19 protein-coding genes and 1 pseudogene are annotated in these 17,557 nt (G+C 53.8%); 15 read left to right on the forward strand and 5 right to left on the reverse strand.

Annotation, left to right across the window (positions count from 1 at the left end; all coding sequences use genetic code 11):
- Positions 1 to 49 precede the first annotated feature (49 nt).
- From ACOYW1_RS03910 to kdsA, 4 genes are read right to left on the reverse strand one after another with little or no spacing between them, the layout of a single operon-like run.
- Positions 50 to 577 (reverse strand): LptA/OstA family protein, encoded by a 528-nt coding sequence (locus ACOYW1_RS03910; RefSeq protein WP_482421731.1) that lies wholly within the window; start codon positions 575 to 577, stop codon positions 50 to 52.
- Positions 558 to 1,163: an LPS export ABC transporter periplasmic protein LptC gene (gene lptC, locus ACOYW1_RS03915; RefSeq protein WP_482421732.1), complete on the reverse strand. Its 606-nt coding sequence runs from the start codon at positions 1,161 to 1,163 to the stop codon at positions 558 to 560. Before lptC ends, ACOYW1_RS03910 begins: the two co-directional genes overlap by 20 nt.
- Positions 1,160 to 1,681 carry a KdsC family phosphatase gene (locus ACOYW1_RS03920; RefSeq protein ID WP_482421733.1) on the reverse strand — a complete coding sequence of 174 codons (522 nt, stop codon included), beginning with the start codon at positions 1,679 to 1,681 and terminating at the stop codon, positions 1,160 to 1,162. Before ACOYW1_RS03920 ends, lptC begins: the two co-directional genes overlap by 4 nt.
- The gene (gene kdsA / locus ACOYW1_RS03925; protein WP_482421734.1) at positions 1,678 to 2,505 is read right to left on the reverse strand and encodes a 3-deoxy-8-phosphooctulonate synthase; all 828 of its coding nucleotides are present in this window, start codon (positions 2,503 to 2,505) and stop codon (positions 1,678 to 1,680) included. The genes ACOYW1_RS03920 and kdsA overlap by 4 nt, the downstream gene beginning before the upstream one ends.
- A 452-nt stretch (positions 2,506 to 2,957) precedes the next feature.
- Between kdsA and ACOYW1_RS03930 the strand changes: the two genes are divergently transcribed.
- The 15 genes and pseudogenes from ACOYW1_RS03930 (at position 2,958) to ACOYW1_RS04000 (ending at position 16,494) form a co-directional block, all read left to right on the forward strand.
- Entirely contained in the window at positions 2,958 to 4,358 is a 1,401-nt protein-coding gene (locus ACOYW1_RS03930) for a M23 family metallopeptidase (protein ID WP_482421735.1), read from the forward strand.
- 91 nt (positions 4,359 to 4,449) lie between these two features.
- Positions 4,450 to 5,622 (forward strand): homocysteine biosynthesis protein, encoded by a 1,173-nt coding sequence (locus ACOYW1_RS03935; protein ID WP_482415271.1) that lies wholly within the window; start codon positions 4,450 to 4,452, stop codon positions 5,620 to 5,622.
- A gap of 464 nt (positions 5,623 to 6,086) precedes the next feature.
- Positions 6,087 to 6,728, forward strand: coding sequence for a signal peptidase I (lepB, locus tag ACOYW1_RS03940; RefSeq protein WP_482421736.1), 642 nt, complete (start codon positions 6,087 to 6,089; stop codon positions 6,726 to 6,728).
- Positions 6,729 to 7,003: 275 nt separating this feature from the next.
- Positions 7,004 to 7,828: an aspartate carbamoyltransferase catalytic subunit gene (locus ACOYW1_RS03945; protein ID WP_482421737.1), complete on the forward strand. Its 825-nt coding sequence runs from the start codon at positions 7,004 to 7,006 to the stop codon at positions 7,826 to 7,828.
- Complete coding sequence (locus tag ACOYW1_RS03950) at positions 7,800 to 7,940, forward strand: hypothetical protein (protein WP_482421738.1); 141 nt, start codon at positions 7,800 to 7,802, stop codon at positions 7,938 to 7,940. The genes ACOYW1_RS03945 and ACOYW1_RS03950 overlap by 29 nt, the downstream gene beginning before the upstream one ends.
- Entirely contained in the window at positions 7,924 to 8,640 is a 717-nt protein-coding gene (locus tag ACOYW1_RS03955) for an amidohydrolase family protein (RefSeq protein ID WP_482421739.1), read from the forward strand. The genes ACOYW1_RS03950 and ACOYW1_RS03955 overlap by 17 nt, the downstream gene beginning before the upstream one ends.
- The gene (locus ACOYW1_RS03960) at positions 8,567 to 9,229 is read left to right on the forward strand and encodes a dihydroorotase (RefSeq protein ID WP_482423652.1); all 663 of its coding nucleotides are present in this window, start codon (positions 8,567 to 8,569) and stop codon (positions 9,227 to 9,229) included. Before ACOYW1_RS03955 ends, ACOYW1_RS03960 begins: the two co-directional genes overlap by 74 nt.
- 261 nt (positions 9,230 to 9,490) lie before the next feature.
- Positions 9,491 to 10,954 (forward strand): sigma-54-dependent transcriptional regulator, encoded by a 1,464-nt coding sequence (locus ACOYW1_RS03965; protein ID WP_482421740.1) that lies wholly within the window; start codon positions 9,491 to 9,493, stop codon positions 10,952 to 10,954.
- Between the two features lie 265 nt (positions 10,955 to 11,219).
- Positions 11,220 to 11,567 carry a type IV pilin protein gene (locus ACOYW1_RS03970; protein ID WP_482421741.1) on the forward strand — a complete coding sequence of 116 codons (348 nt, stop codon included), beginning with the start codon at positions 11,220 to 11,222 and terminating at the stop codon, positions 11,565 to 11,567.
- Between the two features lie 692 nt (positions 11,568 to 12,259).
- Complete coding sequence (locus tag ACOYW1_RS03975) at positions 12,260 to 12,433, forward strand: hypothetical protein (RefSeq protein ID WP_482421742.1); 174 nt, start codon at positions 12,260 to 12,262, stop codon at positions 12,431 to 12,433.
- A 157-nt stretch (positions 12,434 to 12,590) separates the two neighbouring features.
- Positions 12,591 to 13,286, forward strand: coding sequence for an ABC transporter ATP-binding protein (locus ACOYW1_RS03980; protein WP_482421743.1), 696 nt, complete (start codon positions 12,591 to 12,593; stop codon positions 13,284 to 13,286).
- Between the two features lie 395 nt (positions 13,287 to 13,681).
- The gene (locus ACOYW1_RS03985; RefSeq protein ID WP_482421744.1) at positions 13,682 to 14,110 is read left to right on the forward strand and encodes an ABC transporter permease subunit; all 429 of its coding nucleotides are present in this window, start codon (positions 13,682 to 13,684) and stop codon (positions 14,108 to 14,110) included.
- 284 nt (positions 14,111 to 14,394) lie between these two features.
- Complete coding sequence (locus tag ACOYW1_RS03990; protein WP_482421745.1) at positions 14,395 to 14,676, forward strand: glycosyltransferase family 2 protein; 282 nt, start codon at positions 14,395 to 14,397, stop codon at positions 14,674 to 14,676.
- 1,106 nt (positions 14,677 to 15,782) lie between these two features.
- Positions 15,783 to 16,115 (forward strand): annotated as a pseudogene (locus ACOYW1_RS03995) (UDP-N-acetylglucosamine 2-epimerase); the annotation flags it as partial.
- Positions 16,105 to 16,494, forward strand: coding sequence for a UDP-N-acetylglucosamine 2-epimerase (locus tag ACOYW1_RS04000; RefSeq protein WP_482421746.1), 390 nt, complete (start codon positions 16,105 to 16,107; stop codon positions 16,492 to 16,494). The pseudogene ACOYW1_RS03995 and the gene ACOYW1_RS04000, both read left to right, overlap by 11 nt.
- 135 nt (positions 16,495 to 16,629) lie before the next feature.
- Here the strand turns inward: ACOYW1_RS04000 and ACOYW1_RS04005 are convergent, their stop codons facing one another.
- A complete protein-coding gene (locus ACOYW1_RS04005; protein ID WP_482421747.1) occupies positions 16,630 to 17,301 on the reverse strand; it encodes a glycosyltransferase family 4 protein in 672 nt (223 codons plus the stop codon).
- Positions 17,302 to 17,557 lie beyond the last annotated feature (256 nt).

The following is a 17,557-nucleotide window of genomic DNA, read 5'->3' on the forward strand; positions in this document are numbered from 1 at the left end:
GCATGTTGTCAGAGGTTACCGGAAGCAGCTATTCCCAAGGCTTGAGGCTCTATTTGTCCTTTTTGTCCGGGGTAAAGGAGAACCCCTTTTCCCCGGGCACGAGCCGGACCTTTACCCGGGTGCTGTTTCCGCTGTCCACCTTGATGGCGCCTGTAAGGCGGTTGATGACAATGGTTTTGCCAGTCAGTGTGCTTTTGCCGCTTACCACACGGGGCGGGCCTCCGGTGAGGGTCACCTCCTCCTTGCGCAGGTCGTACATGGCTTTGTCGGCGGTGGCGTGTTTCTCTTCAAAATCCATGGTGACGTTGCCCTCAGCCTCGATGAGGGAGAGTCCCTTGGTGGTGTCTCCCTTTTGTTTGCCGTCTTCGTAGTGAAGCTGGACCGAGTCGGCCTTGAGTACGGCGCCGTCCCGGGTGATGCGAACGTTGCCGGAGAAAAGGGCGTAGCGGCCCTGGCTGTCCGAGGTGAGGTGGTCGGCGCTGATGCCGACTTCGCCTTCCTGGGCAACCCCGGCCACAGGCAGCAGCACAAGGGCCAGGAGGAGGCACCAGAGATATTTACTGGGGACGTGTTTCATCGTATTTTCCTTTGCTTGCTTCTCGGAGCGTGCCGTTGACGTTTCCGTCCAGGGTCATCCGTCCCCCGGCAAGGTCGAGGAACATGGCATCTCCGGTGAGCCGGGAGATGTCGTCGGTGATGACCACCGGGGTTGTGGAGATGATGACCTGGGACTCCTTGGTGTAGGTGAGGGCGTCACTGGTGATGGTGATTCCTCTCCGTTTGACCACCACATTGCCGGACACCTCCATATTTCGTGTCTGGGTGTCAAGGACTCCCTTGTCGGCGGTCAGGGTGGTGACCGCCCCGGTTTTTTCAAAGTACCGGGCGGTGAGCATCAGGAACACAGCGCGGTTTTCCGTGTTGTACAGGTTGACCGTTTCCGCCTCGACGCTCCATTCATCCACGCCCTGGCGGGACGAGGTGTGGCGCATCTTGTCCAGGGTGAGGGTCGCATTGCTCTCCTCCCGGGGCTCTGTGGCAGGCGTCTGGCTGCCCCTGTGGGTGGCCAGAATGACCCCGGTGGACAGGGCGGTGGCGGCCATGATGGCGATGAGCACCCTTCGGACCACCTTTCGGGTGGATATGGCGCTTTTGCCCTTCATGCAAGGAATCTTTCGATGGCTTTATCCCAAAGCCCTTTGGCCTTGAGGATCGCTTCGCAGGTTTCCCGGACCGCACCTCTGCCCCCGGCATGGGTGGTGGTCAGGTGGGCGCGCTCTCTGACTTCGGCTGCGGCATCGGCCACGGCAATGGAAGCCCCGACCCGTTTCATGATGGGCAGGTCCGGGAGATCATCGCCGATGAAGGCCATGCTTTCGGCAGGAACCCCCGAGCGTGCCACCACCTCATCAAGGGCTTTTGCCTTGTCTGAGACCCCGTCAAAGAGAAGGGGAATGCCCAGGTTGTCCACGCGGGCCTGGAGGGCCCCTGCGGATCGGCCGGTAACAATGGCGGTTTGGATGCCTGCGTCCATGAGGAGCCTCAGGCCAAGACCGTCTTTGACGTTGAAGTGTTTGATCTGGCTGCCGTCGTCGCAGTAGGTGACTTCGCCCTGGGTGAGGACCCCGTCCACGTCCATGATGAGCAGGTCGACGGAAGCGAGTTTCTCTATGGGGGTCATGCCTTGCCTCCGCCATTTATAATGGACTTGATGGCCACGATGCGGGGGAGCAGGGTCTCCATCATCTCGAAGTTGACGGAGTTGGGGCCGTCGCACAGGGCGTTGTCCGGATCGAAGTGGGTCTCCATGAAGAGGCCGTCGGCCCCTGCTGCAATGGCTGCCTGGGCAAGGGGCGGGGCTTGTCTGCGGTCACCGCCGGACTTGCTGCCCTGGCCTCCTGGGAGCTGCACCGAGTGGGTGGCGTCGAAGATGACGGGGCATCCGGTCTCTTTCATGATTCCCAGGCTTCGCATGTCCACCACAAGGTTGTTGTAACCAAAGGCGGTGCCCCGCTCGGTGAGAAAGATGCGGTCGTTGCCGGCAGAGCGGGCTTTGTCGACGATGTTGCCCATGTCCCAGGGGGCGAGGAACTGGCCTTTTTTGATGTTGACCGGCTTGCCAGTCTCCGCGGCCGCCACGATGAGATCGGTTTGCCTGCAGAGCAGGGCCGGGATCTGGATGATGTCCAGGACCTCGGCAGCTTCGGCCGCCTGCATCGGTGCGTGGATGTCCGAAATGACGGGGATGTCGAATTCGCGCTTTATCTCTTCCAGAATGCGCAGCCCTTCCTGGGGGCCGGGGCCTCGGAACGAATCAATGCTGGTGCGGTTGGCTTTGTCGTAGGACGCTTTAAAAATGAAGGGGACCCCTTCTTTAACGGTCAGTCGCCTGAGGAAGTCGGCGATGCGCATGCAGATGTCCCGGTTTTCGATGACGCAGGGGCCGGCAATCAGGAAAGGGGGAGCATCGGGTCCGGTGCGTAACGAACGGATGGGGTCTGGCATACAAAACTCCTTAAAAAAGTCTCGGGGTTGGGGTGTGGCCGCCTCGAATACGTCGCAAGGCGCCTGATCGCATGTCAAGATGTTGCCGATTACCTGTACCAGATAACACCCGAATTTGCGAGACGCTTCGGGTGTGACGTTTCTTAAATGAATTTTTTGTTTAGGTACGGAATTTGCTGCACCCGAACGATCTAAGGGATGTATCCCGGAAACCCATCAAAAGTCAAGCCGCCAAAAGAGCCCTTGATAACCATGGGCTTTGCTGGTATCTGATAGTGTTGATATGCCAAAGTGCCTATGATTGCCAAAGTTCGGCAATTGGGCGCTTTTCCATGGGGCCCGGTGCAGGTGCCGTGGCCTTGTGTGAACGCATCCTGGGCGGTTTTTCAGTTCAGGTTTTCTATCATTGCCCCTCAATTTCTATTTTTGGTGCGGGTGTCTGGAGATGTAGTTTGAGACAAAAAAAAGAAAGCAAAAAAGGGCGGCTGGTGGTCCTGCTTTTTCTGGTAATGCTTATTGTGGCCGGTTGGTTCGGGTTCAGTCGACTGGAAGGAACCCCCCCTGAGGTGGGGCTGGATCTCTCCTTTGAGACCTTGGGGAGCCAGGCTCGGTTGACCGGAACCGTGAACGATGAAACAAGCGGCCTGCGGGAGGTGTGGGTCGCCCTGTCCCGCGGCGGCGTGGATAAGGTGATTTACAGCAAGACCTGGTCGAGCGATGGGTTTCCCGGAAAAGGGAGCACCTTTTCCGATACCATCGACGTGGACGCAGACCCCGGTAAACTTGGGCTCACCGACGGCAAGGCGCTGTTGCGCATCCGTGCCACCGACCACTCCCTTCGCAACCTGCTCAAAGGGAACACGACCTACATTGAAAAAGAGATCACCATCGATACCCAGCCCCCGGTGGTGGATATCCTGACGCGAAGCCATAACGTAGCCCAGGGCGGCACCGGGGTGGTGGCCTATCGGGTTTCTGAGAAAGTTGCTGAAAGCGGGGTAAGGGTCGGCGACAACTTTTTCCCCGGGTATGCCGGTTATTTTGAAGGCCATGACAACGTCTATGTGGCGTTTTTTGCCCTGACCCACCTCCAGAAGAAGGGGACCGAAATTCTGGTGGAGGCCGAGGATGAGGCCGGGAACCGCACCAAGGCAGGCTTTTACCACTACATCATCGGCAAGCAGTTCAAAAGCGACCGCATCAATATCGGCGACGGGTTCCTCAACGCCAAGATTCCAGCCATGAGCGTGGAGCAATTTGGGGCAAAGCCGTCCAACAACCTCGAAAAGTATCTGGTGATCAACAGCAAGATGCGGGCGGACAACAACCGCACGATCTTGTCCAACGGAACCAAGACCGAGGCCAAGATGCGGTGGAAGGGCACCTTCAAGCAGCTGCCGGGTTCCGCCACCCCGGCCACCTTTGCCGATCATCGAAGCTACTATTACAAAGGTCAGCGGGTGGATCAGAAGTACCACCTCGGGATGGATTTTGCCTCCATCAAGCACGCCAAGATCCCTGCGGCCAACGCGGGCAAGGTGGTTTTTGTTCAGGAGGTGGGGATTTACGGGCGAACCGTTATCATCGACCACGGCTTCGGTCTTCTCTCCAGCTACTCCCACATGAGTTCGGTGCGGGTGAAAGAGGGCGACGTGCTGAAAAAAGGCGATGTGGTGGGGCGAACGGGCGTCACGGGTCTTGTGGGTGGCGACCATCTCCACTTCGGGATGATTGTGGGTCATGTGTTTGTCAATCCCATCGAATGGCTGGACGGCCACTGGATCAAAAACAACATCACCTCAAAGCTTGACCGGGTGAAGCGGGAGCTCGGAAGCGCCGGGGTGAGCGGGTGATAAAGCCGTGGGGCGGGTGCGGTGGCTCGGGCCGCCGGGCGTGCCCCTCTGCAGATCACACAACCAATTCAATTTTTGGAGCTGAAATCAGGTGGGCAACACATTCAAGGTAGAAAAAACTTACGAAGAGATTAATGCCAGGATCAAGAGCGGTGACGTTGTGGTTGTCACGGCTGAAGAGATGATCGGCATTGTGGACGAAAAAGGCCCTGAGGAGGCTGCCCGACAGGTGGATGTGGTCACCACCGGGACCTTTGCCCCCATGTGCTCGTCCGGGGCCTTTCTGAACATCGGCCAGTCCACGCCGTCCGTGCGCACCACCTCCACCTGGTTCAACAACGTTCCGGCCTATTCCGGGGTGGCGGCGGTGGACTGCTACCTGGGTGCCACGGCTGTGTGTGACGATGACCCCCTGAACAAGGTCTACCCCGGTGAGTTCCGATACGGCGGCGGCCATGTCATCGAAGACCTGGTGGCCGGAAAAACGGTTTACATCCGCGCCGACAGCTACGGCACCGCCTGCTACCCCAATCTCCACGTCGAAAAGGAGATGACCCTTGACGAGCTTCCGTCCGCCGTGCTCTGCAATCCGAGAAACGCCTATCAGAACTACAACTGCGCGGTGAACCCTTCGGACAAGACCATCTACACCTACATGGGGACCCTGAAGCCCAAGATGGGCAACGCCAACTATTGTTCTGCCGGTGAACTTTCTCCCCTGTTGAACGATCCCCTGTACAAGACCATCGGCTTCGGCACCCGGATTTTTCTAGGCGGGGCCCAGGGCTACGTGGCCGGTCCGGGGACCCAACACAGGCCGGGGAACCCCAGGGGCGAGAACGATGTGCCTCTTTCGCCCGCCGGGACCATCTGGGCCATGGGGGATTTGAAGAAGATGTCCCCGGAATGGCTTCGCGGGGTGAGCATGAGGGGGTACGGCTGTTCGCTGTCCGTGGGGCTGGGGATTCCCATTCCCATCCTCAACGAGGAGATGGCAAGGTACACCGCCGTCCGGGACGAAGAGATCTTTACCCAGGTGGTGGATTACAGCGATGATTATCCCAACGGGGTGTCCCGCAGCCTGGGGCAGGTGAGCTACAAGGAACTCAAGAGCGGCAGCATTACCGTCAATGGCGAGACGATCTCCACGGTGCCCCTCTCCAGCATGGTCAAGGCCCGTGCCGTGGCCGAGACCCTGAAAGGGTGGATCCAGCGCGGGGAGTTTCTCCTTGGGGTGCCCCAGGAGCTTCTGCCCGTAGAATAAGGGCGTTTGCAACGTTGCTCCGCTTAAAATGCCTCCGGCGACCCTGTCGGGGAGCTCCCGGCGTTCAAGAACATGGTTTGTGCCCGGCGTTTTGTGAAGGCTCGTTGCCCTTTGCACGTCGGGTGGCATAGCCTATTTTTATATTGCCGATGCCCGGGGACCGGTATATGATCACGGGCAATGCGACGGCATCGTTACGGATGGCCCGTCAACGCGACAGGCGTCCGGCTGGCGGCGTGGTGTGCCTTTCAGCCACGGCTGTTCCGGCAACGAGCCTTTCAATGTATCCGCATGGACCACGACTCGTGGTCATCAGTCTCTATTCCGACGTTTACTGTATTTTACGATGAAACGGCCTGTGCCGGTCATTCCGGCTGCCCTGACATGCGCTCACTCCATGGGTTTGAGGTGCGCCCAAGGGGCAGCCAGGCTCTGCAGGGCTGAAATCAAAAGGCGAATCCACATTGGCATCGAAAAAGAATCCCCCTGCTGACTCCTCTCCGGCCAAAGGCCCCCTTCGCGAAAATATCGAGGCAATTGTCATTGCCCTTATCCTGGCCCTTTTCATTCGAACCTTCGTGGTCCAGGCGTTCAAGATCCCCTCTGGCTCCATGCTCAACACTCTTCAGATAGGCGACCATATTCTGGTGAACAAGTTTATCTACGGGGTGAAGCTTCCCTTTATCCAGAAGACCATTATCCCCGTCAAGGACCCGAAACGCGACGACATCGTGGTGTTTATCTATCCGGAAGACCCTAAGAAGGACTTTATCAAGCGGGTTGTGGGCGTCGAAGGGGATGAGGTGGAGATGCGGGCCAAGAAGCTCTACGTCAACGGAAAGCGGGTGGAGAGGGACTATACCATCCATACCGACCGCCGGGTGCTTCCCGGCCAGCTCACCACGCGGGATAACTTCGGGCCCATCACGGTTCCCAAGGATTCTCTGTTTGTCATGGGGGACAACCGGGACAACAGCCATGACAGCCGGTTCTGGGGATTTGTTCCCTTAAAGGCCGTCAAGGGCAAAGCCTTTATGATCTACTTCTCCTGGAACGGACGGGATCATTCGGTACGATGGGGCCGGATGGGGGATATACTCAGGTAAGTTTGGTCATAGGGCATAGGTTATAGGATATTTAGGTGAGAGGTTGTCGATCTCTGTCCGGCTTGTCTGTTATAAAGGCGTCTGCGTTTACATAAAAGCACATTCGCCTTTGATTGAGATGAAACGGAATCCATTGTAAAAATTTGTTTATCCAACTTTCTTGTCGCGCCGTAGCCCCTGGGCGAAGGCGGATCAAAAGTTTGGCCCCCGGCAGGGCCGCCGGGGGCTTGTTTTAAAGGTCACACTACATAAAAAAATTCCAGATCTGAGGTGCCATGAAACTAAAGAACAAGGATATTCTGGATATTGAGTCCCTTTCGGCCGAGGAGATCGGGTTGATCCTTGATACGGCGGAGAGGATGCGGGAGGTTTCCCGGCGCCCTGTGAAAAAGGTCCCCACCCTGCGCGGGAAGACCATCATTCTTTTTTTCCACGAGCCCAGCACACGCACCAAGACCTCCTTTGACATCGCGGCCAAGCGCATGAGCGCCGACAGTATCTCCATGGCGGCCAGTTCAAGCAGCCTTGTCAAGGGGGAAACCCTGGCTGACACGGCCCTCACCCTTGAGGCGATGAATCCGGATATCATTGTGATGCGTCACTCATCGGCCGGAGCCCCCCACATGATGGCACAGCGCGTCAATGCGTCGGTGATCAACGGGGGAGACGGCATGCACGCCCATCCCACCCAGGCCCTTCTGGACATGCTCACCATCCGTGAGAAGCTCGGCTCCATTGCCGGGAAACGGGTGGCCATTATCGGGGACATCGCCCACAGCCGGGTGGCCCGCTCCAACATCAACGGGCTCACCAAGATGGGTGCCTCGGTGGTGGTGGCAGGGCCGTTTACCATGCTTCCCTACGGGGTGGCAGAGCTAGGCTGTGAGGTGGCCACATCCGTGGACGAAGCCGTGGAAGGCGCCGATGTGGTGATGATGCTCCGGATCCAAAAAGAGCGACAGGAAAACTTTCTGTTCTCATCGGTGAGGGAGTACTCCAAAAACTACGGGCTGACCCGAGAGCGGCTCATGCGGGCGAACCAAGGGCTATCGTGGACGGTATCCCGGACCCATGAACCGCGGGGTGGAGCTTACCAGTGAAATCGCCGACGGACCGTGGTCCGTGATCCTGGATCAGGTCTCCAACGGTGTGGCAGCGCGTATGGCACTTTTTTATCTTCTGGCAGGAGGTCGTGATGCAGACAGTGATTAAAAACGGCAGGGTGGTGGATCCCGGCAACGCGGTGGGTGATTACGATGTCTGGATCAAGGACGGATGCATTGAAGCGCTGGTTGCCCGGGGTGAAAAAGAGATCCCCGAAGGCGCCGAGGTGATCGACGCCCAGGGGCTCCTGGTGGTGCCGGGACTCATCGACGTGCACGTTCACCTGAGGGAACCCGGGGAAGAGTACAAAGAGACCATTGAAACCGGTGCCAGGGCCGCTGCTGCCGGTGGGTTTACCGCAGTGTGTGCCATGCCCAACACCAAGCCGGTGAACGACACGCCGGAGATCACCTCCTTTATCGTGAAGCAGGCCAAGGAAGCCGGTTACGCCAAAGTGTATCCTGTGGCGGCCATCACCTCCGGGCTCTCAGGGGGTTCTTTGTGTGAGTTCGGCGAGTTGAAAAACGCCGGGGCCATTGCCGTGAGCGACGACGGTCGTCCCGTGGAGGACGGCCAGATCATGCGCCGGGCCATGGAGTATGCAAAGGGTTTTGATATGCTGGTGGTCTCACACTGCGAAGAACTCTCCCTTGCTGGTGGGCGGCCGGATCAACGAAGAGCTCACCGCCACCCGCATGGGCCTTGCCGGGATTCCCAATATCTCGGAGTCCATGATGGTCATCCGGGACATCGGCCTGGCAGAACTCACCGGTGCCCGGCTCCACGTGGCCCATGTGAGCACCCATGAGTCCATTGAGGCCATCCGGGATGCCAAAAAACGCGGGGTGGCCGTAACGGCTGAAACCGCTCCCCATTATTTCACCCTGACGGACGAGGCGGTGAAGGGGTACAACACCAACGCCAAGATGAATCCCCCCTTGAGAACGGAAGAGGATCGCCAGGCTGTCCGCGAAGCCCTTGCCGACGGCACCCTGGATGTCATTGCCACAGACCACGCTCCCCATTCCATTCTGGAGAAGGACCTGGAGTTCAACCGGGCCATGAACGGCATCATCGGCCTGGAGACCTCCTTGCCCTTGAGTCTGCAGCTCGTCAGGGACGGCGTCTTGACCCTTGAGGAGATGGTGATCCGCATGTCCAAACGCCCGGCAGAGATCCTGGGGCTTGACAATTCTCTGGTGGAGGGCCACCCGGCCGACCTTGCCCTCATCGATGATCAAACCGAATGGACCGTTGTGGCATCCCAATTGCAAACCAAGAGTGCAAACACGCCTTTTGAGGGGTGGACCATGAAGGGACGGGCCGTACGGACCCTTGTGGATGGGAAGATGCGGACGCAATCTGATCTGGTAAGTGCTTCACAGCAAACGAAATAAAAAATACACTCCGGCTGGTAACGGGGCGGCTTTCATCTCATGGGACGAGCCGCCCCCTCAGGTGCGTGTGCCCAAATAGCCTGCCGAATTATGTCATGGGGTGACAAAAAATGTCACTGCCAACCCATCCTGCCTGTACACACGCACAATAGCCCTTCCTTGACACACGTGCTGCAACACAGCATGACCGATCTTGAAAATGAAATGTTCCCGAGCTGACCAGGCCGGGTGACTCAGATTGAAACGTGACGGAATCGATACATGTCTAAAAAACCCCAAATTCTTGTTGTGGATGATGACCTCGGAATGCGTGAGTTCCTCGAACTGATGCTGACCAGGGAAGGGTACGGGGTGACCCTTTCGGATTGCGGTAAAGACGCGGTTAAACGAATCAGGAAAACAACCTTTGACCTGGTGCTCACGGATATCCGCTTAGGAGATCTGACCGGCCTTGATGTCCTGAGGGCCGCCAAGGAGGTCAAGCAGGAAACCGCCGTGGTCATGATCTCTGCATTTGCCACCACCGAGACCGCGGTGGAAGCCATGAACGAGGGCGCCTACGACTATGTTCCTAAGCCCTTCGATAACGAGGAGCTGAAAGATACCCTCAAGCGCGCCTTGGAACTCCAGAGCATCGCCGCTGAAAAAGAAAAACTATCCGAAGAGACCCAGGAGGTCCTCCACTTCGGCACCATGATCGGCAGCAGCGGTCCCATGCGGCGCATCTACACCCTGGTAGAGCAGGTGGCCGGCACACGGACCAATGTTCTTATCACGGGGGAAAGCGGCACAGGAAAAGAGCTCATCGCCCGGTCCATCCACACCCTGAGCGACCGTGCGGCACATCCCTTTGTGGCGGTAAACTGCGGCGGGATCCCTGAGACCCTCATGGAAAGCGAGCTTTTCGGTCATCTCAAGGGCTCCTTTACCGGTGCCACCCACGACAAGAAAGGCCTCTTTGAAGAGGCCGAGGGCGGCACGGTCTTTCTGGATGAGATCGGTGAGCTCTCCATGCCCCTTCAGGTCAAGCTTCTCCGTGTGGTTCAGGAGCGCAAGATCAAGCCCGTGGGCGGTACCCGCGAGGTAAGTGTGGATACCCGCATCATCTGCGCCACTAACAAAAACCTCGAAGAGGAGGTGATGGAGCAGCGGTTCCGCAAGGACCTGTTCTACCGCCTCAACGTCATAGAAATCCGCGTCCCGTCACTGCGCGAGCGCAAGGCCGACCTCAAACCCCTGGCGCAGTTTTTTCTCGAAAAGTACGCACGGGAAATCGGCAAAGATATTACCAAGATTTCATCCTATGCCATTGATTTGTTGAAAAATTACGATTTTCCGGGTAACGTAAGAGAACTTGAAAACAAGAATCCATCGAGCGAAGCGTCGCCCTCTCGGCCACCAACATCATCCTCCCCGAGAGCCTCTCTATGTCTTCCAAGCGTAGACGCTGGATTGAAGGCGTCCCCAGGCGCCGCTTTGACCTCGACGACGTGGCAACCGGTCTTGCACTTCGAGATTCTCGAATCCATCGAAAAAGCCTACATGGAAAAAGCCCTGGAATACACCAAGGGGAACAAAAGCAAGGCAGCAGAGCTGCTGGGGGTGTCGTTTCGGTCGTTCAATAAAATTTGTGCGACAAGCTCAATATTTTGTGATGTGACGTTTTTTGTCAGGTTGGTGCCCTATATGGGTCGTGGCGATAGCGAGGAGAGGCGTAATAAGTAAGATCTCTGCTGATATCCCGTGTAATATATGTTTATTATAAAATATATGTAGTGGTATGGAATGAATTGTGCACAGTCATCTTCTACCACTGCCACGGGGTTCTCCGAATGAACTGTGGCATTGGCTGTTGACGATGGCGGTTTATCCAAACCCCTCATGTTGAACGAATGAGAAGCGTGCCTTGTCTTAGGTGCAATTTACCCAAAAAACCAGGAGGAATGACTCATGATGAAGAACAACAAAGGCTTTACCCTCATCGAATTGTATGATCGTCGTGGCAATCATCGGGATTCTGGCCGCGGTGGCCATTCCCAATTTCCGCAACTACCAGCTCAAGTCCAAGGAGTCCGAGGCCAAGGTGAACCTGGCTGCCATTGCTGTTGCTCAAGAAGCTTATTTTGCCGAGTATGATGGGTATGTTACGGTGGCAGCAAATCCGGCAGGTACAGCGAGTGGCGCCAAGCGAACTGGAGTCCCACGGCAGCTGGATATGCTGCAATCGGCTTTGCGCCTAAAGATTCAAACGTCTACTTTACCTATCAAACCACTGCTGCTACCGCAATTGCATTTACAGCCACAGCAACGGCAACGACGGCAGCGGAAGTGGAGATAATGTTTGGTCAGTATCCAACACCAGCAGTGTCTCCAAAACGTCTGCAAAGGATACGTTTTAAGCAGTCAGTAAATCATTTTTTGTTGGTTTTGGCTGTTCACCTGCCAGGAAAAGGCTGCTGCCATGGCTGTCTTAGGTAGGTGGATATCTTTGAAACCACCAGCATGATAGTGGAACACCAAAAGAACAGGCTGATTGAATTCAGCCTGTCTTTTGGTGTAATTGGGGTTTTATTGATAAAATAGTACTGAGAGACTGCAATGAATCGCGCTAAATTTTTTCTGGTGGTCGTTGTGTGCCTCAGCATGATTGTTGCATTGGATTTTTTTTGGATGCATGACGGCAATAGTCCGGATCACGATGACAACTACCGCTTGATAGATATTCCTCCTCCTCCATATTTATCAATACTCTCGTTAGGCCATGAGAGCCTTGCGGCGGACTGCTTGTGGTTGGATTTAGTCTTCCGGCGGGGATGAATCAAAGACCGGTACTGATGCGCATTTTCTTAAAACCTATATTGATAGCATCACACGCTTGTCACCGGCATTCGGCGCATACTAATTTACAGGGGCCCTTGTGCCGCGCCTGACGGGTGATGTCGACTATTCGAATCGTATTCTTGAAATGGGACGGGTTCATGTCTCCAAGAAGCGAGCGGTACTGGTATATTCCCTTTTATCTGGGGATCAATGCCTATTTTTGGTCAAACCATTCTTCTCGTGCAGGTCGTTTTATTGAAGAAGCTTCAACCTTTGAGGCAGCACCCGCTTATTTCCCTCTGTTCTGCGGCAACGCTGTATGCAAAAGGTGGTGACACCCATGCCGGTCTGGAAGCTGTCGAACGCTTTTTGAAAGGTGTATGATGATCCCATATTCTTTCTCTTTTAAGGAAAAAAAAAACGTGCCCTCAAGGGGCAAGTGGAGAAAGAAACAAGCCAGTATCTTTTGAGGTCGAGGAATTAAATAAAACGAATCGACACTGCTTGAGGCAATGGGGCTATTTTGAGTATGCAGATGCATATGACGAAAAAAGAAAGTGATAGAATGGATGAGGCGTCCCCCACCCTTGTGTCGTTGAAGGACGTAACGAAAACCTTCAAGGGGCATTTTTGGTCAAAGAGAAACGCATCTTTATCTGGTGTGACATTGGAACTCGGCGAAGGGACGGTTGCGGGGATCATCGGCCACAACGGTGCCGGGAAGACCTCCCTTTTTAAGATTTTAACGGGCTTGGCTTTTCCGGACAAAGGCCGTGTCTCATTTGGCGAAAAGATGGGGGACAACCCGAGGCAGCGTCTCGGCTTTTTGCCGGAAAATCCTTATTTTTATAAATATTTGACAGCGATTGAAGCATTGTCCTTCTATGTTGCCCTGTTTGATGGGGTAAACGTATCCCCTTCAGAGCTCGAACATGCTTTGATCCAAGTCGGGTTGCCCAAGGATGTTCATGCCCAACGGCTCAACACTTTTTCCAAGGGAATGCTTCAGCGCTTCGGATTCGCCCAGGCCCTTGTGAATGATCCGCTGCTCATTATTCTTGATGAACCCATGTCGGGGCTGGATCCTGTGGGCAGGAAAGAGATCAGATCGCTTATTGAGGGGCTCAAGTGGAACGGAAAGACCATCGTTTTTTCATCACACATTTTAGACGATGTGGAGTCTGCGATACGGTTTATTTGCTTGACGGCGGACGTTTGGTCAACAAGATACAGATGAACGACATCCTTGGAAAATCAAGCTGGTGCATTGATTATTCTTTGACTCACCAGACCGCCGATGATACCGCTGAACACCGTGAGGTCGTCCATACAAAAAAAGAGTTACATCTCAGGGTCACGTCCGTCATTCAATCAGGAGGGACACTAACGAATATTGAACGGGTTATCCCTCCGTTGGAAGAGTGGATTGATAGAAGGGCAACCAAAGGGCCGAACATATGAATATCCATCATGTACTGTGCGTTGGAAAGAATACCTATAAGGAAGTGATTAGGGATAAAGTGTATTATGTCTTTTTCTTTTTTTCACTGTTTGTGATGCTTTTTTCCAGTCTGTTGGTGTCTTTCAATCGGAGAAACACGGGTTTTTATAATGGATTTCTCCTTTTTTGCAATGGAGATCACCGGTGTTCTCATCTCCATTTTTGTCGGTATAACACTTGTCTATCGCGAGATTGAACAGAAGACCGTTTTTAATATTCTCTCGAAGCCGGTGAGACGATCCGAGTTTATTGTGGGAAAATTCACCGGACTTTTTTTTGCTCTTTTGCTTGTCGAAACAATAATGTTTGTATGTATCGTATTTTTTTTATTTATAAAAACATCGATGTGTCCCCTGGATCCCTTGTGGTTTTTGGTTCTATTCTTCTCGAAAATCATCATGATTCTGAGTTGCGCTGTGTTGTTCTCCGTTGTGAGTTCACCTCTTGTGAGCGGTATGTTTACACTGTTTTTCTATGTTATCGGAGCGTTTCTTATCAGATTAAACACATCTATCACGTCGCAGATAGCTCCGTATTGCAGCGTGTTGTCTATTCGTTGATACCGAATTTTAAAAATCTCGATTTTTCTTATCAGTATGTTCACATGTTGGATATAGATCCAAAGGCTGTTTTGGCGTCTTGGACATATGGAATCGTGTATGCACTAACGTTGCTCGTGATTTCTACCAAATGCTTTGAAAGGAAGGATCTACTTTGAGTTTTTGGGCCCGGTTGAGGCATCGGCAAACCCATGAGCCACTTGTTGCACGTGACTGCATTTTTCCCAATTGGAACCATGTGTGGACCTGGCTTCTCATGGGGGAACGATGAAAAGGAGTTCTGTATGGGACGCGTCAGCGTCATTTTGCCGGTTTTTAACGAGGAGGAGTCTCTGCCTGGGTTGTTGTCGGAGCTGACTTCGAACTATCCCGATTATGAGATTGTTGTTGTCAATGATGGGTCCAACGACGCGACTGAAGACATCTGCCAGCCATTCGGCGTGACGTTGGTTCGTCATCCCTACAATATGGGGAACGGGGCTGCGGTAAAGTCAGGAATGCGTCAGGCCTCAGGGATATCTTTGTTACGATGGATGCCGATGGACAGCATGATCCTGGGGACTTAAGATCCCTTGTGGCCCGACGGACGACGACGACATGGCTGTCGGTTCGCGTTCCTTCCTTGGGCAGGCCACGCCTCAAAGGGCCGTTGGAAATATGATTTACAACGCCCTTGCATCTTATGTCGCAAAGTTCAAGGTCTTCAGGATTTGACATCCGGCTTCAGGGCGGTCCGCCGTGGCGTGGCCCTTGAGCACTTGCCCCTTTCCCGAATACGTATTCCTATCCGACCACGCTTACATTGGCTGTTCTTCGGAGCGGTTACAGTGCACGTATGTTCCGATAAAAGCGAAGGCACGCGTTGGCGGAAAAAGCGGGATTCACCTGGTAAAAGACGGAACGCGGTTTTTGATGATTATCATTAAGGTGTGTACGCTCTACTCTCCCCTTCGTGTCTTTTTACCCGTGAGTGCTGTGATGTTTCTTCTTGGGTGTTTCAATTATGCATATACCTACATGACCCATGGGCGGTTTACAAATATGAGTGCTGTTTTTTTTATGTCGGGGGTCATCATTTTTATGATGGGCATCATTTCTGAGCAGATCTGTCAGTTGCGATATGATCGGCCCGACACAACGAGCGGCGATAAATTCTAATTCAGTAATTCTTTGAGTCTCGTGGCTTGTTTTATTTACAGATGACGCGATCTGATGTGCTGATTCTTGTCGTTGATGACATCCGGAACCTTATCCCTCGAGCGTGGTCATATGCGATGATACATTTCATAGGAACGAAGGCGCAATTTATCAAGGTGGCACCGGTTATCAGGGCGGTCAGTCAAAAAAGCATGGCATACCGCTTGATAGATTCAGGGCAGCATTCCAAGACAACGGCCGACTTGATGGCTCTGTTCCATTTGCGACAGCCCGACGCGGTCATGAATTCAAGGTCAGAGAATATCGACAGGGTTCGGGATGCAATGGCTTGGTTTGCAAAGGACACCCTGAAACTGGTCTGCCAACCCGGGAGACTGTTCAATCACCTCTTCAACGGCAAGGGGGGCATCTATGTAGTTCACGGCGATACCCTGACCAGCTCTTTATCCATTTTGTGCGCGAAACGCTGTGGCCTCAAGGTCGTCCATATTGAGTCCGGCCTAGGAGCTATGATTGGCTCAACCCGTTTCCCGAGGAGATGATTCGCCTTCTGTCCATGAAATTGTCGGATTACCTGATCGCACCCTCTGCCAAAGCATATGGGAATTTATGTGATCTGGGGTACCGCTCGAAGTCTGTCTTGATCGCAGGGAATACAGGAAAAGATGCTGCACTGGAGATGCTGAGGCAGGTATCGAGAGCCCCTCAACCGGTATCGAAGCTGCAAAATAGATACACTCTTGTTACCATACATCGTGCAGAGAATATACCCCATCAGCGACGCTTGAAGGCTTTATATCAAGCCGTTCTGGCAGCTGCCGACAAGGGGCCTCTTTGTGCTTCATGATCCCACCGTCATTCAATTGAAGAAGTATGGCATGCTGGAGGCGATATCGAATCATGAGAATATCACGTGCTTGCCTTTGCAACCTTATGATAAATTTATTGAATTGATGGTCAACGCGGATTGCGTCATGACAGATGGCGGAAGCATACAGGAGGAGTGCTCGTATTTCAATATTCCCTGCATCATTCTCCGGTCATCCACCGAGCGTGACGATGGCCTTGGAAAGAATGCGTTCTTGGCCAAGTATGACATCCAGCGGATTCAAGATCAGTTGAATAAAAAATGTGGAAAAAAATCCGAACCACGTTCCATGGGGCCGGTCCACGGCACGTCCCGGCGAATTGCCGATTTTATCATATCCTGTGAAAGCCGGATCTGATTCAGTGGGCCTTGGGCGATGGATGTAGGAATGTATACCGACAAAGCGGTGTGAAGGCCCGGGCTTGGTGAACCCGCATGGGGGACTGTCCCGGTCAGACTTTCCAATCCGTCTGCCGTGAGGCCTTACGGTTACCTACAGGATGCTTTCAAAAAGATCTCGATACCCAGTCAGCATGCGGCGGAGTGTAAAATGTGATTCAATTTTGCTGCGATTGTACTCTCCCATTTCTTTCCTTAATTGTGGCGAATCTGCCAGAATGCCGAGCTTTTCCGCAAAATCATCCGTGTCCCCCGGGGTGCACAGGAAACCGCCTTTCCCGTGATCGACCAGCTCAGGAAGTGCCGAGCAGTTGGTCGCAACAACGGGAAGTCCGCACGCCATGGCTTCTGCGACTGCTAAGCCAAAGCCCTCGCGTACCGTCGGCATCAAAAGGATATCCATGACGTTGTACAGGTGTGGCATATCGTCGTGCCTGAATCTGCCAACGGAGGTGATGCCTTCGAGGTTCCTTGGGATATCCATCAGGCCGGACGTTGCATGGAAGGCCAGGTTTCCGGTGCATTTGTTCCGTATTTCAGGCAGCCAGTGGGCCCCTTTTTGGCGTTTGAGGTTGCCGGAGAAAAGGATATTTATTTTATTTGTTGTGTTATTTTTTGAAATGGGCCTGAATGTTGTCTCATCAATGCCGTTGTAAATGACATGAACAGGCTTGGAAAGCTTGTGGTTTTTTAGGATAAGTGAGGCCGTGTGCTTGCTTACTGCCGTAATGGTCCGGGCCTGTTTTATCGCAAGATGTGTGAACAACTTTTACGACGTGGTAGAGTAGTGTACGTTTTGCAATACGGAGTTGTAGTGCGCGGTGGCACTGTAGGGAGTACCCGTGAAATGTGATGACAAGGGGCTTGTCTTTGGACACGAAAAAGGGAGCATAGTCAGGTGTTGTGTGAATGAGGTTTGTTTTTTGAGGTATGTGAATCGTTTTCAGTAAAAAAGGAAAAAGGGTCAAATATACGAATTACCCCTTGACCTTGTATCTGGGAAGGTGGCGTTCAATGTGTTT

This window comes from Desulfoluna sp. CYM3A (genome assembly GCF_056829965.1).

Excerpts from the sequence above, each read along its gene's own strand:
- ACOYW1_RS03910 (WP_482421731.1), bottom strand. The coding sequence starts at position 577 with ATGAAACACGTCCCCAGTAAATATCTCTGGTGCCTCCTCCTGGCCCTT.
- lptC (WP_482421732.1), bottom strand. The coding sequence starts at position 1,163 with ATGAAGGGCAAAAGCGCCATATCCACCCGAAAGGTGGTCCGAAGGGTG.
- ACOYW1_RS03920 (WP_482421733.1), bottom strand. The coding sequence starts at position 1,681 with ATGACCCCCATAGAGAAACTCGCTTCCGTCGACCTGCTCATCATGGAC.
- kdsA (WP_482421734.1), bottom strand. The coding sequence starts at position 2,505 with ATGCCAGACCCCATCCGTTCGTTACGCACCGGACCCGATGCTCCCCCT.
- ACOYW1_RS03945 (WP_482421737.1), top strand. The coding sequence starts at position 7,004 with ATGAAACTAAAGAACAAGGATATTCTGGATATTGAGTCCCTTTCGGCC.
- ACOYW1_RS03950 (WP_482421738.1), top strand. The coding sequence starts at position 7,800 with ATGAACCGCGGGGTGGAGCTTACCAGTGAAATCGCCGACGGACCGTGG.
- ACOYW1_RS03955 (WP_482421739.1), top strand. The coding sequence starts at position 7,924 with ATGCAGACAGTGATTAAAAACGGCAGGGTGGTGGATCCCGGCAACGCG.
- ACOYW1_RS03960 (WP_482423652.1), top strand. The coding sequence starts at position 8,567 with ATGGTCATCCGGGACATCGGCCTGGCAGAACTCACCGGTGCCCGGCTC.
- ACOYW1_RS03965 (WP_482421740.1), top strand. The coding sequence starts at position 9,491 with ATGTCTAAAAAACCCCAAATTCTTGTTGTGGATGATGACCTCGGAATG.
- ACOYW1_RS03970 (WP_482421741.1), top strand. The coding sequence starts at position 11,220 with ATGATCGTCGTGGCAATCATCGGGATTCTGGCCGCGGTGGCCATTCCC.
- ACOYW1_RS03975 (WP_482421742.1), top strand. The coding sequence starts at position 12,260 with ATGCCTATTTTTGGTCAAACCATTCTTCTCGTGCAGGTCGTTTTATTG.
- ACOYW1_RS03980 (WP_482421743.1), top strand. The coding sequence starts at position 12,591 with ATGACGAAAAAAGAAAGTGATAGAATGGATGAGGCGTCCCCCACCCTT.
- ACOYW1_RS03985 (WP_482421744.1), top strand. The coding sequence starts at position 13,682 with ATGGAGATCACCGGTGTTCTCATCTCCATTTTTGTCGGTATAACACTT.
- ACOYW1_RS03990 (WP_482421745.1), top strand. The coding sequence starts at position 14,395 with ATGGGACGCGTCAGCGTCATTTTGCCGGTTTTTAACGAGGAGGAGTCT.